The organism is endosymbiont of Ridgeia piscesae, assembly GCF_001443665.1.
GTDB classification, from domain to species: Bacteria; Pseudomonadota; Gammaproteobacteria; order Chromatiales; family Chromatiaceae; genus Endoriftia; species Endoriftia persephonae.
In genome coordinates this window covers 22,008-36,927 of the sequence record NZ_KQ557119.1, presented here as the reverse complement: position 1 = coordinate 36,927, position 14,920 = coordinate 22,008, and the positions used below count along the sequence as shown (strand labels likewise).

General features: G+C 57.2%; 15 protein-coding genes and 2 pseudogenes. 14 read left to right on the top strand and 3 right to left on the bottom strand.

What is annotated here, in order from left to right; translation table 11 throughout:
* Position 1: 1 nt before the first annotated feature.
* Positions 2 to 838 carry an RnfABCDGE type electron transport complex subunit B gene (locus Ga0074115_RS03820; RefSeq protein WP_198295035.1) on the bottom strand — a complete coding sequence of 279 codons (837 nt, stop codon included), beginning with the start codon at positions 836 to 838 and terminating at the stop codon, positions 2 to 4.
* A gap of 313 nt (positions 839 to 1,151) precedes the next feature.
* On the bottom strand, positions 1,152 to 2,114 hold the full coding sequence (locus Ga0074115_RS03815; RefSeq protein WP_232432885.1) for a ligand-gated ion channel: 963 nt from the start codon (positions 2,112 to 2,114) through the stop codon (positions 1,152 to 1,154).
* A 632-nt stretch (positions 2,115 to 2,746) separates the two neighbouring features.
* Between Ga0074115_RS03815 and Ga0074115_RS17210 the strand changes: the two are divergent.
* Together Ga0074115_RS17210 and Ga0074115_RS16560 are read left to right on the top strand one after the other, a co-directional pair.
* Positions 2,747 to 2,882, top strand: a pseudogene (locus Ga0074115_RS17210) (IS5/IS1182 family transposase); the annotation flags it as partial.
* Between the two features lie 90 nt (positions 2,883 to 2,972).
* Positions 2,973 to 3,402: pseudogene (locus Ga0074115_RS16560) on the top strand (IS5 family transposase); the annotation flags it as partial.
* Between the two features lie 10 nt (positions 3,403 to 3,412).
* Here the strand turns inward: Ga0074115_RS16560 and Ga0074115_RS03800 are convergent.
* Complete coding sequence (locus tag Ga0074115_RS03800; RefSeq protein ID WP_057956195.1) at positions 3,413 to 4,003, bottom strand: Maf family protein; 591 nt, start codon at positions 4,001 to 4,003, stop codon at positions 3,413 to 3,415.
* 312 nt (positions 4,004 to 4,315) lie between these two features.
* On the opposite strand from Ga0074115_RS03800, the gene Ga0074115_RS03795 reads away from it, so the two are divergent.
* From Ga0074115_RS03795 to pabC, 12 genes are all read left to right on the top strand, one after another.
* Positions 4,316 to 4,576: an OadG family protein gene (locus Ga0074115_RS03795; RefSeq protein WP_057956194.1), complete on the top strand. Its 261-nt coding sequence runs from the start codon at positions 4,316 to 4,318 to the stop codon at positions 4,574 to 4,576.
* Between the two features lie 61 nt (positions 4,577 to 4,637).
* Positions 4,638 to 6,437, top strand: coding sequence for a sodium-extruding oxaloacetate decarboxylase subunit alpha (gene oadA / locus Ga0074115_RS03790; RefSeq protein WP_060528222.1), 1,800 nt, complete (start codon positions 4,638 to 4,640; stop codon positions 6,435 to 6,437).
* 4 nt (positions 6,438 to 6,441) lie between these two features.
* Complete coding sequence (locus Ga0074115_RS03785; RefSeq protein ID WP_057956192.1) at positions 6,442 to 7,581, top strand: sodium ion-translocating decarboxylase subunit beta; 1,140 nt, start codon at positions 6,442 to 6,444, stop codon at positions 7,579 to 7,581.
* Between the two features lie 79 nt (positions 7,582 to 7,660).
* Entirely contained in the window at positions 7,661 to 8,191 is a 531-nt protein-coding gene (locus Ga0074115_RS03780; protein WP_057956191.1) for a YceD family protein, read from the top strand.
* Positions 8,192 to 8,244: 53 nt separating this feature from the next.
* On the top strand, positions 8,245 to 8,424 hold the full coding sequence (gene rpmF, locus Ga0074115_RS03775) for a 50S ribosomal protein L32 (protein ID WP_005959210.1): 180 nt from the start codon (positions 8,245 to 8,247) through the stop codon (positions 8,422 to 8,424).
* A gap of 96 nt (positions 8,425 to 8,520) precedes the next feature.
* Positions 8,521 to 9,543, top strand: coding sequence for a phosphate acyltransferase PlsX (gene plsX / locus Ga0074115_RS03770; RefSeq protein WP_057956190.1), 1,023 nt, complete (start codon positions 8,521 to 8,523; stop codon positions 9,541 to 9,543).
* Entirely contained in the window at positions 9,540 to 10,508 is a 969-nt protein-coding gene (locus Ga0074115_RS03765) for a beta-ketoacyl-ACP synthase III (protein WP_057956189.1), read from the top strand. Before plsX ends, Ga0074115_RS03765 begins: the two co-directional genes overlap by 4 nt.
* 31 nt (positions 10,509 to 10,539) lie before the next feature.
* Complete coding sequence (fabD, locus tag Ga0074115_RS03760; protein ID WP_057956188.1) at positions 10,540 to 11,481, top strand: ACP S-malonyltransferase; 942 nt, start codon at positions 10,540 to 10,542, stop codon at positions 11,479 to 11,481.
* Positions 11,478 to 12,221 (top strand): 3-oxoacyl-ACP reductase FabG, encoded by a 744-nt coding sequence (gene fabG / locus Ga0074115_RS03755; protein ID WP_005960716.1) that lies wholly within the window; start codon positions 11,478 to 11,480, stop codon positions 12,219 to 12,221. The genes fabD and fabG overlap by 4 nt, the downstream gene beginning before the upstream one ends.
* Positions 12,222 to 12,410: 189 nt before the next feature.
* Positions 12,411 to 12,644 carry an acyl carrier protein gene (gene acpP / locus Ga0074115_RS03750; protein WP_005960717.1) on the top strand — a complete coding sequence of 78 codons (234 nt, stop codon included), beginning with the start codon at positions 12,411 to 12,413 and terminating at the stop codon, positions 12,642 to 12,644.
* A 99-nt stretch (positions 12,645 to 12,743) separates the two neighbouring features.
* Positions 12,744 to 13,985, top strand: coding sequence for a beta-ketoacyl-ACP synthase II (gene fabF / locus Ga0074115_RS03745; protein ID WP_005960718.1), 1,242 nt, complete (start codon positions 12,744 to 12,746; stop codon positions 13,983 to 13,985).
* 56 nt (positions 13,986 to 14,041) lie between these two features.
* A complete protein-coding gene (gene pabC, locus Ga0074115_RS03740; RefSeq protein ID WP_060528221.1) occupies positions 14,042 to 14,884 on the top strand; it encodes an aminodeoxychorismate lyase in 843 nt (280 codons plus the stop codon).
* The last annotated feature ends 36 nt before the right edge of the window (positions 14,885 to 14,920 follow it).

The window sequence follows — 14,920 nt, the reverse complement described above, 5'->3', positions numbered from 1 at the left end:
TCTAACTCACGGGTAGCGCTTCTTCCCGCACGATGTGCTTCGCCTTGATGCCTTTGTGAACGCTACCGTCTGCATCGAGCCAGACGATGGCGCCGGTGGGGCAGCGCTGAGTTGCGATGGGAGAGGCGAGGCCGTTCTTTTCGTAGTTGATCACCGCCAGGTTATTCTGAATTGTGATCAATCCTTCCGGGCTGTCTTTGGCGCAGCGCTCGCAGTTGGTGCAGGCGACCTCGCAATCGGCCTCGGCCAGGTCACCGTCCATCTGGCTTTTGCAGGCGACCCAGAGGCGGTGGGTGATCGGTTGGATCGAGAAGAGCCCCTTGGGACAGACCTCAACGCAGTCTTCGCAGGCGGTGCACTTGGCGCTGTCTACAATCGGTAGGCCGTGGGTATCCATGGTGATGGCTTCGAAGTCGCAGACCTCGGCGCAGTCGGCCAGACCGAGACAACCCCAGCTGCAGGCCTTGGGTCCGCCGGAGACCGCAGCGGCGGCACGGCAGGAGTCGAGGCCGGCGTAGTGGGCGCGCATGCGGGCGACATGGCTGCCGCCGGCGCAGGCGAGGCGGGCGACGCGCTTGACGATGTCGCCGCTCTCCACGCCCAAGTAGTCGGCGATCTCTTCGTTGCCGTCGGCGCTGTTGACGGTGCACTGGCCTGGCTGTAGCTCGCCGGCGATCAGTGCCTCGGCGAAGGGGCGGCAGCCAGCGGTGCCGCAGGCGCCACAGTTGGTGGAGGGCAGCATCTCCTCCACCACATCGATGCGCGGATCCTCATAGACCCAGAGCTTGCGGTTGGCGATGGCGAGGGCTGCGGAAAGCGCGAGCCCGAGTCCACCCATGAAGAGGATGGATATGGTCACCTGAATCAACGCCTCGCTGCCCATGACACTAAAACCCAACTGAGTTGCTTGGTAATAAACCTATAACTTTTGAGGGAGTCTAGGCAGGTGGCGATTATTAATCTACCAAATGTTTTTAATACAAACCATTAAAATAAATGGAATCAATACATTAGATTGAATATACCAATGAAGGGGCGGTCTAGCGGAATCGAAGGCCTAGCTGTAGGCGGAGATCACCTGCGGAGAGCATTGGGCTCTTTGCTACGATAGAACTGCTCCGTTTTCTGGCAGATCAGCGACGAAGCGACGGTCAGTATGATCGCCAGAAAAAGAGTAACCACAGGGTGAGGGCACCGAGGAGGTAGGCCAGTGGGTAACTGGTGATAGCGTAGATGTCGAGCTTTCTCGCGAGTGCTTGTTTGCCGTGATTTTCCAAGCGCCGTAGCCAGACATTACCCAATACCACCAGGGCAGTGATGATGAAGGTGCCGACGAGAAAGGCATCCATCAGGGTGATGTAGCCGAGCCGGGGCAGGTCACTGGAGATGGTGAAGTTGAAGGCGATGAAGAGCAACAGATTGCCGCCGGCCAGATCGATGCGCTTGGTGTAGTCCTGCAGGAAGAAGGTGAACCAGGAGACGGTGATGATCAGCAGCACCGGGATCAAAATCCGCATCAGATAGTAATTGAGATGGCGCTCGGCGTGGAACTCCAGCACGAAGCGGGAGGCATCCCCTTTGGTAAATTCATTGTGGGTCGTCAGGTGGGTATTCACCTCGGTGACGATCCACTCCTCTTCGCCTAACTGATCCCCCAGTCCGCTGAACCCCTGCATCTCCTGAAATCGGAATAGACGCTGTGGGAAGATCGAATCCACATGGATGAAAAAGAGTTGGTTGTCGAATGGAAACAGCCGGAAGTCGAACGCTGGGGCCTGGAAGGTGGAGGTGAATCGTTCGAGGTACATGATGGTACCATCCTCCGCGAGGGAGATGAGGCGGTTCTGGAAGTCCATTCGCCCCTGCTGGTTATGGTAGGTGAAGGCCGGCCAGCGGATTTGCTTCTCTTCTAATAGTTTGAGAAAAGTGGCAAGGGTGTAGGTGCGGTGTTTTGGTTCACCGGGGGCGTGCTCGAATGCCAGCAGCGGCTGGCGCCAGTCGATGCGCAGGCTGCCGACAACGCTGAAGTTCTCCTCCTTCTGATTGATGCCGGTGATCTGGTCGATCTTCAGGCCGATAAATACATCGCTGGGTTCGGCTGCTAGGCAGGTCAAGCTGATTAAAGATAGCAGACAGAATATGAGAGTCTTTGCAACGGTGTTTCCGTGGCTTCTTTGTATTGGCTGCATTGTTTTTTCGATTGAATTGCCTATCTACGGATCAGAATGGCCTGATGGCAGGAGTCTGCTAAATGGTCAGCAGCTTGAATAGAACAAAACAACACGATAGAAAAAAGAAAGATAATATGTTTTTAATTTCCATGATTAATATTCCACGTCGAGTAGTGTAAATTAGACCTAAAATTTAAGGATCTTGATTGATACTTATCCCAGGAAAATTGCTCTATAAAGTCCTCTTCTTAGTATCATATTACCCGCCACGGAGCAGTGATGAAATTTGCCTGTTAAAATGGCGAGTTTGTTATGGAAAACAATGCCGCGGCTGGTGGTGCTAGTGCGGACGTCGGTGGCGGCTCTGCTGTAGAGTTTGGCTGTTGGGGCAATGTCATACAAAAAGGAAAGCGCTTTTTGATTGTAAGTTAGGGAAAGGAGTTTTGCGCGCAGTTTTTTCTCTTTGTTTTTTCTCTTTCGGTGCCAGCTTCTGTCAGTTAGGGAAACTCTGAACAAGCCCCTGGAATGAGTGATAATAGTACTTTCCAGTTTTACGAGATAAGAGCATCGACCCGATGAGCTTCTCAGATGCGGAGCATGCCGCCAAACGAAAACAGACCCGCCGGGAGAAGTTTCTGCTGGAGATGGATAAGAGCATCCCTTGGAAGCGACTGGAAGAGCGGATAGCCCCTCACTATCCCAAACTCCATCGCGGGATCACTCAGTTCATATCAATGCTGCAGTCAGTGAATGCGAAGCAGGCTCGACAGGGGATAGGGCTGGCGGCCATCCCCCCGCTTTGTCCTGTATGAAATCACCTCCGCGTCAGTTTGCCGGGTTATCGCTATTTAGGAAGCGTATCCTCGATGAAACCACCACCCTGAATTTTCGGCACCTGCTGGAACAGCATCAACTTGGAAAACAGTTATTTGATGAAGTTTCAGCCTACCTGGGTGAACGCAGGACTCCTGTTACGGGAAGGTACGATCATTGATGCCAGCCTGATTGATGCGCCCAGTTCTACCAAAAGCCGGGAAGGCAAACGTGACCCAGATATGCATCAGACGAAAAAAGGCAATTAATGGTGCTTTGGCATGAAGACCCATGTCGGCGTTGATGAGACTTTTGGTCTGGTCCACAGTCTGGTGATACCGCAGCCAGCGTGCACGACCTGATGCCCGCCCATGTGCCCTTACATGGCGAGGAAGAGCGCGTATATGCTGATTCTGGGTGTTGAAGCATTATGCTCCAATCACCGCAACCCCTTCCTCTTCCAACATCCCGACCAGCCGGATCAGCGGCAGGCCGATCAGGGCATTGGGGTCGTTACCTTCGAGTTTCTCAAACAGTGTGATGCCAAGCCCCTCTGATTTAAACGAACCGGCACAGTTATAAGGTTGTTCCCTCCTTAGATAGTCGTCAATGGCTGCGGCATCCAGTGGCCGAAAATGAACATGAAATGGCTCACAGATGATCTGTGACTCGCTGCTGGCACTATTGAGCAGGCAGAGCCCGGTATAGAAGGTCACCCGGCGTCCCGCTGCGGCGCTAAGTTGTTCCAACGCCCGTTCGTGGTCTCCTGGCTTGCCGAGAATGCGTTCATCGATGGTCGCTACTTGGTCTGAGCCGATGATCAGGGCGTTGGGGAATTGCCCGGCCACCGCTTGCGCCTTCTTCAGGGCAAGTCGCTGCACCAGCGCATCAGGCGTCTCCCCATCGAGGGGTGATTCATCCACCTCTGGCGAAGCCGTGGTGAAGGATAAGCCGAGGCGGGCGAGCAATTCTTTGCGAAACGGGGAGGTGGAGGCGAGCACCAACGTGCGTTCGCCCATCCTGTCTTTTCCGTGCATGATTTACATTCTATTTAACAATGGGTTGAAGGGGATGAGGTGCGCATTTTAGCAAATAAAGTGGAGTGTCATCTGTTGGGAATACGGGTCGTAATCAAGTATTGCTTTTCCTAAGAGGAGTATTTTTTAGGATTGAGTATTGCAATACAGACTATGAATAATATTAATATAACAGTACATTTTCCAATAAAAACAATAGGTAATTAGATATACTTAATGTTTTATCTCCTTGACAAGGGGCGCTGAGAGAACGTACAACGTCCACACTGAAAAAACCAAGGGTGCTCTGTGCCTATGCTAATTTCTGATCTGATGCTCTCTGGCGTGAAGTTGATGTTCTTGGGGATGGGGGGCGTGTTTTCCTTTCTGGTGATCTTGGTGTTTACCATGTTAGCCATGTCCCGTTTGGCTGAAGTGCTCAGCCGATCCCCGGCCCTCAACGGCACAAATGAATTGAGTCCTGTAAGGCCGGTGGTGACACAGTCCGGCGTGCGCAGTGATCTCGTCGCGGTCATTTCAGCAGCGATCACCCGCTACCGCACGACACAGGTCTGATTTCGCTGTAGAGTTGCGCGCATACAGACTCCCTTTATCCTTCACACAGCCTGTTTCCCTTATGAGCGATAAGAAACCCCTCGGAATAACCGATGTCGTCCTGCGCGACGCGCATCAGTCGCTGTTTGCAACCCGCCTGCGCATCGACGACATGCTGCCGATTGCGGAAAAGCTGGACAAAGTCGGCTTCTGGTCGCTGGAGAGCTGGGGCGGTGCAACTTTTGATGCCTGCATCCGCTTTCTGGGAGAAGACCCCTGGGAGCGCATCCGGCGCCTCAAGGAGGCGATGCCCAACATCCCACAGCAGATGTTACTGCGCGGACAGAATATCCTCGGTTACCGGCACTATGCCGACGACGTGGTAGAGGCCTTCGTCGATCGCGCTGCTGCGAACGGAGTCGATGTGTTCCGCATCTTCGATGCGATGAATGACCTGCGCAATCTGGAGACTGCGGTCAAGGCGGCCCTGAAGACCGGCAAACATGCACAGGGCACCATGTCCTATACCGTTAGCCCGGTGCATGATCTCGACTACTGGGTCAACATGGGGCGCCAGCTCGAGGAGATGGGCTGCAACTCGATCTGCATTAAGGACATGGCCGGCCTGCTGCGCCCCTACGTGGCTGAACAGCTGGTCAGCCGACTGAAACAGACCTGTTCCATCCCAATCGCCATGCAGAGCCATGCCACCACCGGCATGAGTACCGCCACTGCGGTCAAGGCTGCGGAGGCGGGCATCGACATGATCGATACCTCGATCTCCTCCATGAGCATGACCTACGGCCACTCGCCTACTGAATCGGTAGTGGCAATCATGCAGGGTACCGACCGGGATACCGGTCTCGATCTGCATCTGCTGGAGGAGATCGCTGCCTACTTCCGGGAAGTGCGGAAGAAATATGCCAAATTTGAAGGGGCCCTGAAGGGAGTCGACTCGCGGATTCTGGTGGCCCAGGTGCCTGGCGGCATGCTGACCAACATGGAGAGCCAGCTGCGCGAGCAGGGCGCCCACGATCGCCTCGACGAGGTGCTGGAGGAGATCCCCAAGGTCCGCAAGGATCTGGGTTATATACCACTGGTCACTCCGACTTCGCAGATCGTCGGCACCCAGGCGGTGCTCAATGTGCTGATGGGCGAGCGCTACAAAAGCATCGCGAAAGAGACCGGTGGTGTTCTCAGAGGGGAATACGGTGCAACGCCTGCACCGGTCAACGCTGAACTCCAGGCGCAGGTCTTAGCGGAGGGCGAAGAGGTGATCACCTGTCGTCCAGCCGACAGGATCGACCCGGAGATGGACAAACTCACCACGGAGTTCCGGCGGCTTGTCGAGGAGAAGGCAATCCGTGTCGCTGATGCGGAGGTGGATGATGTCCTGATCTATGCGCTCTTCCCACAGGTGGGGCTGAAGTTTCTCGAGAATCGGGACAACCCCGATGCCTTCGAGCCGGTGCCGGGCACTGAAGCCGAGCCAGAGGCGAGCGCGACTGCCGCTCCGGCAGCTGCCGCCGGAGGTCCTGAGTCCTATCAGGTGGAGGTCAATGGGGTCGCCTACAACGTTAAGGTGACGCCAGGCGGTGCGGTTACTGATGTGCGGCCGACGGTTGCTGCACCAGCCGCAGCGGTTGCCGCGCCTGAGGTGGCCGCGGACGGCATCCCCATTGTTGCGCCACTGGCGGGCAATATCTTCAAGATCAAGGTGGCTGAAGGGCAGAGCATTGCCGCCGGTGAGGTGGTGATGGTGTTGGAGGCGATGAAGATGGAGACTGAGGTGCGGGCATCTGTCGCCGGCATCATTGGCAATATCACTGTAAAAGAGGGGGATGCCGTGCAGGTTGGTGAGACCCTTCTGAGACTTGCCTGACGCTATGGAGATAGGATTCGAACCAATCTGGCAATCCATGGGGATTGCCAACATGAGTTGGGGCCAGCTGCTGATGATGAGTGTCGGTGGCCTGCTGATCTATCTGGCAATCGCGCGCAAATTTGAGCCATTGTTGCTGTTGCCGATCGGCTTCGGCGCGATCCTCAGCAATATCCCGGTGGCAGGCATCGGCGGCGAGGGTGGGCTGCTCTACTATATCTACCATGTTGGCATAGAGACCGGCGTCTTTCCGCTACTGATTTTCATGGGTGTCGGGGCGTTGACCGATTTCGGTGCGTTGATCGCCATGCCCTGGACACTGCTGCTGGGGGCAGCGGCCCAGTTCGGTATTTTCATTACCCTGATCGGTGCGTTGGCGCTGAATATGGTGCCGGGCTTCAACTTCTCCCTGGCCGATGCCTCCGCGATTGCCATCATCGGTGGCGCAGATGGTCCCACCGCGATCTTTCTCGCCTCCCGGCTGGCGCCCGATCTGCTCGGTGCGATCGCCGTGGCCGCCTACTCTTATATGGCCCTGGTGCCGATCATCCAGCCGCCGATCATGCGCCTGCTCACCTCTGAGGCGGAGCGCGGCGTGGTGATGCAGCAGATGCGTCACGTCAGCAAGCTGGAGAAGATCCTCTTCCCGTTCACGGTATTGCTGCTCTGCATCCTGTTTCTGCCCTCGGCGGCGCCGCTGATCGGCATGCTAACCTTTGGTAATCTGCTGCGCGAGAGCGGCGTGGTGGACCGTCTGAGCCATGCGGCGCAGAACGAGCTTATCAACATTGTCACCATCTTTCTCGGTCTGGCCGTGGGATCCAAGCTCTCGGCTGATAAGTTTCTCAGCCTCGAAACCCTGGGCATTCTGGCGCTGGGTGCCTTCGCCTTCTGTATCGGCACCGCCGCTGGCGTGCTGATGGGAAAGGTGATGAATCGTGTCACCGGCGGCAAGATCAATCCGCTGATCGGTGCGGCCGGGGTCTCGGCGGTGCCGATGGCGGCTCGGGTGGTTAACAAGGTGGGGCTGGAGTCCAACCATCATAATTTCCTGCTAATGCACGCCATGGGACCGAACGTGGCCGGTGTCATCGGCTCTGCGGTAGCGGCGGGCATCCTGCTGGCCATCGTCGGGGGACAGTAATCCCCATTCTCAGACTAACTGCGTGAGCGGGCTGATGTTTTTGACATCGGGCCGTGTTGCATAATATCATCGCGCGCTTATGTCGAAACGGTTGCCCGAGCATCTTGATCCTTGGCGGTTTGCCGATCTTGGCGAGACGTTTGCCGGTAGCGTTGCGCTGCAGGATCTGTCGAGGTTGCGTGAGTCTCTGCTGGATGATCAGGGGCGCGCCAGCTTTGAGCTGGAATTCTATCGCGATGAACACCGCCGGGCCTGTCTGAAGGGGCGTGTCGAGGCGACACTGTTGCTCGAGTGTCAGCGTTGCCTGAAGGCAGTGCGGCTGAAGGTCAGCAGCGATACCGCCATCGCCTTTGTCGAAGGTTTCGATGAGGCGGAACAGCTGCCGGAGGCGCTCGATCCCTGGATGGTTGAGGATCAGCGGGTCAGTCTGCAGGATCTGATCGAGGATGAGCTGCTGCTGGCCTTGCCCCAAGTGGCGATGCATCCTGCTGATGAGTGCACTGCAACTGACACAGGCGCTAGGGGTGATACGGCGATTGAGGCAGCAGACGAGGCGGAGCGCGAGAATCCGTTTGCCATCCTCAGCGGACTGAAAGCGACAAAAGATTGAGATACAACAGGTATCGATTGATACTGATTTGAACTGAATATAGGAGCAAAATCATGGCTGTTCAAAAGAGCAAAAAGACCCCTTCCAGACGCGGCATGCGTCGTTCTCACGACTCCCTCACCGGTGAAACCCTCTCCATCGATTCCACCTCTGGCGAGACCCACCTGCGTCACAATGTTACCGCCGATGGTTTCTATCGTGGCCGCAAGGTAATCAACACCAAGGGCGAATAAGGCCGTTCAGGCTGATTTTGCACGACTGATTCAGGTTCCTGGCGCGTCTTCGACGGGCGTGCCGGGATCTTTGCATTTTGGGGGGCCTACGGCGGCATGAATAGCGCTGTCACTATCTCACTCGACGCCATGGGCGGTGACCATGGCGCTGCGGTTGTCGTGCCTGCCGCGCTGGATTACCTCAGGAATGATCCTGATGTGTGCCTGATTCTGGTCGGAAACGAGGCGCTCCTGCGGGAGAAGATCGGTGGCCACAGTTTCGGCGATCGCCTGCGGTTCCACCATGCTTCCCAGGAGGTGGGGATGGACGAGCTGCCCTCGAAGGCGTTGCGCGGCAAGAAAGACTCCTCCATGCGGGTGGCGATCAACCTGGTCAAAGAGGGTGTCGCCGATGCCTGTGTGAGCGCTGGCAACACTGGTGCGCTGATGGCAACCTCCCGCTTTGTGCTGAAGATGCTACCGAATGTGGATCGCCCGGCGATTATTACGGCGCTGCCTTCTATCGAAGGGCAGACCTACATGCTCGATCTGGGCGCCAATGTGGACTGCAGTGCCGAGCACCTGTTCCAGTTCGCGGTGATGGGGAGTGAACAGGTCTCTGCGGTTGCCGACATCAGCAACCCTCGGATCGGCCTGCTGAATATCGGCCAGGAAGAGATCAAGGGCAACGAGCAGGTGAAGGGAGCGCATGAGTTGCTGGCCGCCAGTTCGCTGAACTATATCGGCTATGTGGAAGGCGACGACGTTTTCAAAGGCGGCGTCGACGTGGTGGTCGCGGACGGTTTTGTCGGTAACGTTGCGCTGAAGAGCAGTGAAGGTGTCGCCAAGATGATCAGCCACGCCATGAAAGAGAGCTTTCGGCGCAACTGGCTGACCAAGCTGGCTGGGTTGGCGGCGATGCCAGTGCTGAAGGCCTTTCGGCGTCGCATCGACCCACGTCGTTACAATGGTGCCAGCCTGCTTGGGCTGCGCGGTATCGTCATCAAGAGCCATGGTGGCGCCGATCAACTGGCCTTCGAAAATGCCATCGGCATTGCCCGTAAAGAGGTGCTCACCGACGTGCTCAGCCGCATCGCTAGCCAGGTTGAAAAGCATCTGGAAAAAAGGGAAGGCGCGTGATCTATTCCCGCATAATCGGTACCGGAAGCTACCTTCCGGAGAAGATCCTGACCAATCAGGATCTGGAAAAGATAGTGGATACCACGGACCAATGGATCGTCGAACGGACCGGCATTAAAAAGCGCCATATCGCCGGTGACGAGGAGTACACCTGCGATCTGGCGGAGAAGGCCGCACGCAACGCGATGCAGATGGCGGGGATCGATGCGAAGGATATCGACCTGATCATCGTCGCCACTACCACCCCGGATCAGGTCTTTCCCAGCACAGCCTGTCTGCTGCAGGGGCGGTTGGGCATCCATGGCCCGGCGGCGTTTGATGTGCAGGCGGTCTGTACCGGCTTCGTCTATGCCGTGAGTGTGGCCGACAAGTTCATCAAAACCGGTAGCGCCAAGCGAGCCCTGGTAATCGGAGCGGAGACCCTGTCGCGTATCACCGACTGGAACGATCGCAACACCTGTGTGCTGTTCGGCGATGGTGCTGGCGCTGTGGTCCTAGAAGCGAGCGACGAGCCGGGCATCATTTCCACCCATCTGCACGCCGACGGCGCCTTCGAGAACATGCTGCGGGTCCCCAGCGGGATCTCGCGGAATTACGGCGCGCTACGCGAGGGCAGTGCCTTCATGGAGATGCGTGGCAACGAGGTGTTCAAGATGGCGGTTACCACCCTGGGGCGGATCGTCGACGAGACTCTTGAAGCCAACAACATGCAGAAGTCGGATGTGGATTGGCTGATCCCGCATCAGGCCAACATCCGCATCATCCAGGCGACCGCGAGGAAGCTGCGTACCCCGATGGAGCAGGTGGTGGTGACTGTGCACGAGCATGGCAACACCTCTGCTGCCTCAGTGCCGCTGGCGTTGGATACCGCAGTGCGAGATGCTCGCATCAAACGCGGCGAGACCCTGCTGATGGAGGCCTTTGGCGGCGGTTTTACCTGGGGCTCCGTGCTCGCCAAATTCTGACCCTAGCTAAAACAGGATTGCACAAACAATCATGAGCGACACCAATTTCTGTATCGTATTCCCCGGTCAGGGCTCCCAGTCGGTGGGGATGCTCAGTGCCCTGGCGGAGACCCATCCGGTGGTGCTGGAGACCTTCAACGAGGCCTCAGATGCACTGGGTTTCGATCTCTGGCAACTGGTTCAGCAGGGTCCGAAGGAGATGCTGAATCAGACCAGCAATACCCAGCCGGCGATGCTTGCCGCCGGTGTTGCGGTGTGGCGTGCCTGGCTGGCCGAAGGCGGTCCGCAGCCGGTCACCATGGCCGGCCACAGTCTAGGAGAGTACAGCGCGCTGGTCTGCGCCGGTGCCCTACAGTTTGCCGATGCGGTAAGCCTGGTGGCCGATCGCGGGCGCTTCATGCAGGAGGCGGTCCCGGAGGGTACCGGAGGCATGGCCGCCATTCTCGGCCTTGATGACGACAAGGTGCGCGAAGTCTGTGCTGCGGCAGCGGAAAGTGAAGTCGCCGAGGCGGTTAATTACAACTCACCCGGTCAGGTGGTGATTGCCGGCAGCAAGGCGGCGGTAGACCGTGCCTGCGGTCTGGCCAAAGAGGCGGGCGCCAAGCGTGCCCTGCCGCTGCCGGTGAGTGTTCCCTCACACTGCGCGCTGATGCGCCCAGCGGCTGAGCGCCTCAGCGAGCGCCTGGCGGATATTACCATCAGCAAGTCAACGATTCCGGTGATCCACAACGTCGATGTGGCCGAATCGGTAGATGCGGATGAGATCCGTCGCTGCCTGGCGGAGCAACTCTACAGTCCGGTGCGCTGGGTCGAGACGATTCAGTCGATGGCGGCGCAGGGTGCCTCGAACATCATCGAGGCGGGTCCAGGTAAGGTGCTCACCGGCCTGAACAAGCGCATCGACCGCAAGCTGACCGGTTATGCTGTGTTCGACAGCGAAGGATTGACCAAAGCCCTGGAGGCATTGCAATGAATCTGGAAAACGAGATTGCCCTGGTAACCGGAGCAAGCCGTGGTATCGGTGCAGCGATCGCCGACACCTTGGGAGCCGCAGGGGCGACAGTGATCGGCACTGCGACTTCTCAGGGCGGCGCGGATACGATCAGTGAGCGTTTCGCTGGGGCTAACATCAAAGGCCGGGGGATGGTCCTTAATGTTACCGATCAGGCCTCCATCGATGCCGTAGTGAAGCAGATCGGCGCCGATTTTGGTGTGCCGACGGTGCTGGTGAACAATGCCGGCATCACCCGGGATAACCTGATGATGCGGATGAAGGATGAGGAGTGGAATGACATCATCGACACCAATCTCAGCTCTGTTTTCAAGGTCAGCAAGGCGCTGCTACGCGGCATGATGAAGGCGCGCCATGGTCGTATCATCAATATCTCCTCAGTGGTTGGTGCGATGGGCAATGCTGGCCAGACCAACTATGCGGCAGCCAAGGCTGGGTTGTTTGGCTTTACCAAGTCGTTGGCGCGGGAGATCGGCTCCCGGGGTATTACCGTCAACTCGGTGGCGCCGGGTTTTATCGAGACTGATATGACTAGGGAGTTGCCCGAGGCACAGCGCAAGGCGCTGGTGGACAGCATCCCGCTGCAGAAGTTGGGCCAGCCCGAGGATGTTGCCAACGCGGTGCTGTTTCTCGCTTCGGCATCGGGCGCCTACATCACGGGCGAAACACTGCATGTCAATGGTGGCATGCATATGGCCTAAAAGAGCAGTTGCTTTAAGTTGATTCTCTATTCGAAATAATAGAGCTATCCGATTGAATTTTAAGATAAACCGCTCATTTTTTTGTGGTGCTGCATAAGTACAGTTTATGCTTTTCTCATAGAAAGTTTGAGCATACAATAGCGCATCGGCCAGAGTAGGCCGGCGAATATCCCAGAGGAAATTAAGAAGATGAGTGACGTTGTAGAGCGCGTTAGGAAAATTGTCGTTGAACAACTGGGTGTCAAAGAGGACGAAGTAACTCTCGAAGCGTCTTTTGTTGACGACCTCGGCGCAGATTCTCTCGACACTGTTGAGCTGGTAATGGCCCTTGAAGAGGAATTCGAAACCGAAATTCCTGATGAAGAGGCTGAGAAGATTACCACAGTGCAACTGGCTGTCGACTACATCACCTCACACAGCTGATCCAATCGGCGAATTTCGTGTGGGCCGCATCACTCCCCGTATCTGCGGGGTGCGGCCTTTTGCTTTATTGGGCCTAAATCAATTAGGGGGTAGTCTTCAATGACTGCAAGAAGGGTAGTCGTTACCGGGCTTGGCATGATTGCACCTGTCGGACTGGATGTGCCGTCGTCCTGGGAGAACATTCTCGCGGGGAAAAGCGGTATTCAACCGATCACCCATTTCGATGTCGGGCCCTTCACCACCCGTTTCGGCGGGCCGATCTACGGGTTTGAAATCACCGATTACGTACCGAAGAAAGACGCCAAGAAGATGGATAAGTTCATCCACTATGGCGTGGCTGCAGGCTGTCAGGCGATCGAGGACTCTGGTCTCGAGGTGACTGAGGAGAATGCAGATCGGATCGGCGTGTTGATCGGCTCCGGTATCGGCGGTATCACCGGTATTGAGAACAGCTACCAGGCCTATATCGATGGCGGCCCGCGCAAGATCTCTCCATTCTTTGTGCCGGCCAACATCATCAACATGGTGTCTGGTAATCTGTCGATCAAGTATGGCCTCAAAGGCCCCAACTACTCCATCGTCTCCGCCTGCAGCAGTGGCGCTCACAGCATCGGCGAGGCGGCGATGATGATCCGCCATGGCCGCACCGATGTGATGGTCGCCGGCGGCGCTGAGATGGCGACCTCACCGGTCGGGCTCGGTGGCTTTGCCGCAGCCCGTGCGCTCTCCCGGCGCAACGATGATCCGCAGGCGGCCAGTCGCCCCTGGGATCGCGACCGTGACGGCTTCGTACTGAGCGACGGTGCCGGCGTGGTGGTGCTAGAGGAGTATGAGCATGCCAAGGCCCGTGGCGCGAAGATCTACGCTGAGCTGGTCGGTGTGGGTATGAACTCCGATGCCTATCACATGACCGCCCCCTCTAAGGATGGCTCTGGTGCCGCCAAGTGCATGCAGCTGGCGTTGGCGGATGCGGGCATCAACCTGGAACAGGTCAACTACCTGAATGCTCACGGTACCTCGACCCCGGCCGGCGATCTGGCCGAGACCCAGGGTGTGAAGCGCGCCTTTGGCGACCATGCCTATAAGCTCTGTGTCAGCTCGACCAAGTCGATGACTGGTCACATGCTGGGTGCAGCAGGTGGTGCCGAGGCAGTCTTCACCATTCTGGCGATTCGCGATCAGGTGGCACCACCGACCATCAATCTGGAGAACCAGGATCCGGATTGCGATCTCGACTATGTACCCAACACAGCCCGTGAGATGACCATCGACGTGGCTATGTCCAACTCCTTCGGTTTTGGCGGCACCAACGGCAGTCTGGTGTTCAGCAAGCCTGAATGATCCGGATCGGAGCCCCTCAGCGGGCTCCGATTTCTTTCTAGGTCAGTCCATTCCGTATGCTGATCGACGGCATCACTACTGAGCAAATCCCCGCCTCAGATCGCGGTCTGCACTATGGTGACGGGCTGTTTGAAACCATTGCTGTAGCCGTTTCACGACCACGTCTCTGGGAACGCCACATGGCGCGGCTGGCCGAAGGCGAGAGACGCCTTGGCCTGCCGCCTCTGCCGCGGGATCTACTCTGGTCGGAAGCCGAATCGCTCATCAGTGGGGCGCAGCGGGGTGTTCTGAAGATCCTGCATACCCGTGGCAGCGGTGGGCGCGGCTATCGTCCTCCCACGCCCGCCAGCACCCGGCGCATTCTCTCTTTCCACCCCTGGCCCGACTTTCCTCGCTACTGGTTCCGTGAGGGTATCGAGCTGCGTCTCTGTGATACCCGGTTGGGTATCAATCCTGCGCTGGCCGGTATCAAACACCTCTGTCGACTGGAACAGGTACTGGCCCGCAACGAGTGGGATGATCCGGCGATTCCCGAGGGGGTGATGCTGGATATCGAAGGGCGGGTTATCGAAGGGACCCAAAGCAATCTGTTCCTGCTCAAGAATGGTGGGCTGATCACCCCGGATCTCTCTCGTTGCGGGGTTGCGGGTGTAATGCGTGGCCTGGTGCTGGAGAGTGCCCGTGCCTTAGGCATCGATTGCCTGATCAGAGATCTGGGTGTCGACGAGTTGGGCACGGCAGATGGAGTTTTTATTTGCAACTCCCTGGTCGGTATCGTGTTGGTGGCCCGCTTCGCTGCACACAAATTTGATCCCAAACTGATTCCGAGCGAGCTCGTGGAGACGGTCAGGCAGCGCGCCTTTGGCCAGCGGGATGCAGCACTCCTCAGCTCAGGCTGAGTCTCTATGCCAACAGAATCATCAATCCCATCTCTG

Coding starts and splice junctions, on each gene's coding strand:
- fabG (WP_005960716.1), top strand. CDS start 11,478: ATGAATCTGGAAAACGAGATTGCCCTGGTAACCGGAGCAAGCCGTGGT.
- pabC (WP_060528221.1), top strand. CDS start 14,042: ATGCTGATCGACGGCATCACTACTGAGCAAATCCCCGCCTCAGATCGC.
- Ga0074115_RS03800 (WP_057956195.1), bottom strand. CDS start 4,003: ATGGGCGAACGCACGTTGGTGCTCGCCTCCACCTCCCCGTTTCGCAAA.
- Ga0074115_RS03795 (WP_057956194.1), top strand. CDS start 4,316: ATGCTAATTTCTGATCTGATGCTCTCTGGCGTGAAGTTGATGTTCTTG.
- acpP (WP_005960717.1), top strand. CDS start 12,411: ATGAGTGACGTTGTAGAGCGCGTTAGGAAAATTGTCGTTGAACAACTG.
- fabD (WP_057956188.1), top strand. CDS start 10,540: ATGAGCGACACCAATTTCTGTATCGTATTCCCCGGTCAGGGCTCCCAG.
- Ga0074115_RS03780 (WP_057956191.1), top strand. CDS start 7,661: ATGTCGAAACGGTTGCCCGAGCATCTTGATCCTTGGCGGTTTGCCGAT.
- fabF (WP_005960718.1), top strand. CDS start 12,744: ATGACTGCAAGAAGGGTAGTCGTTACCGGGCTTGGCATGATTGCACCT.
- Ga0074115_RS03820 (WP_198295035.1), bottom strand. CDS start 838: ATGGGTGGACTCGGGCTCGCGCTTTCCGCAGCCCTCGCCATCGCCAAC.
- Ga0074115_RS03785 (WP_057956192.1), top strand. CDS start 6,442: ATGGAGATAGGATTCGAACCAATCTGGCAATCCATGGGGATTGCCAAC.
- oadA (WP_060528222.1), top strand. CDS start 4,638: ATGAGCGATAAGAAACCCCTCGGAATAACCGATGTCGTCCTGCGCGAC.
- rpmF (WP_005959210.1), top strand. CDS start 8,245: ATGGCTGTTCAAAAGAGCAAAAAGACCCCTTCCAGACGCGGCATGCGT.
- plsX (WP_057956190.1), top strand. CDS start 8,521: ATGAATAGCGCTGTCACTATCTCACTCGACGCCATGGGCGGTGACCAT.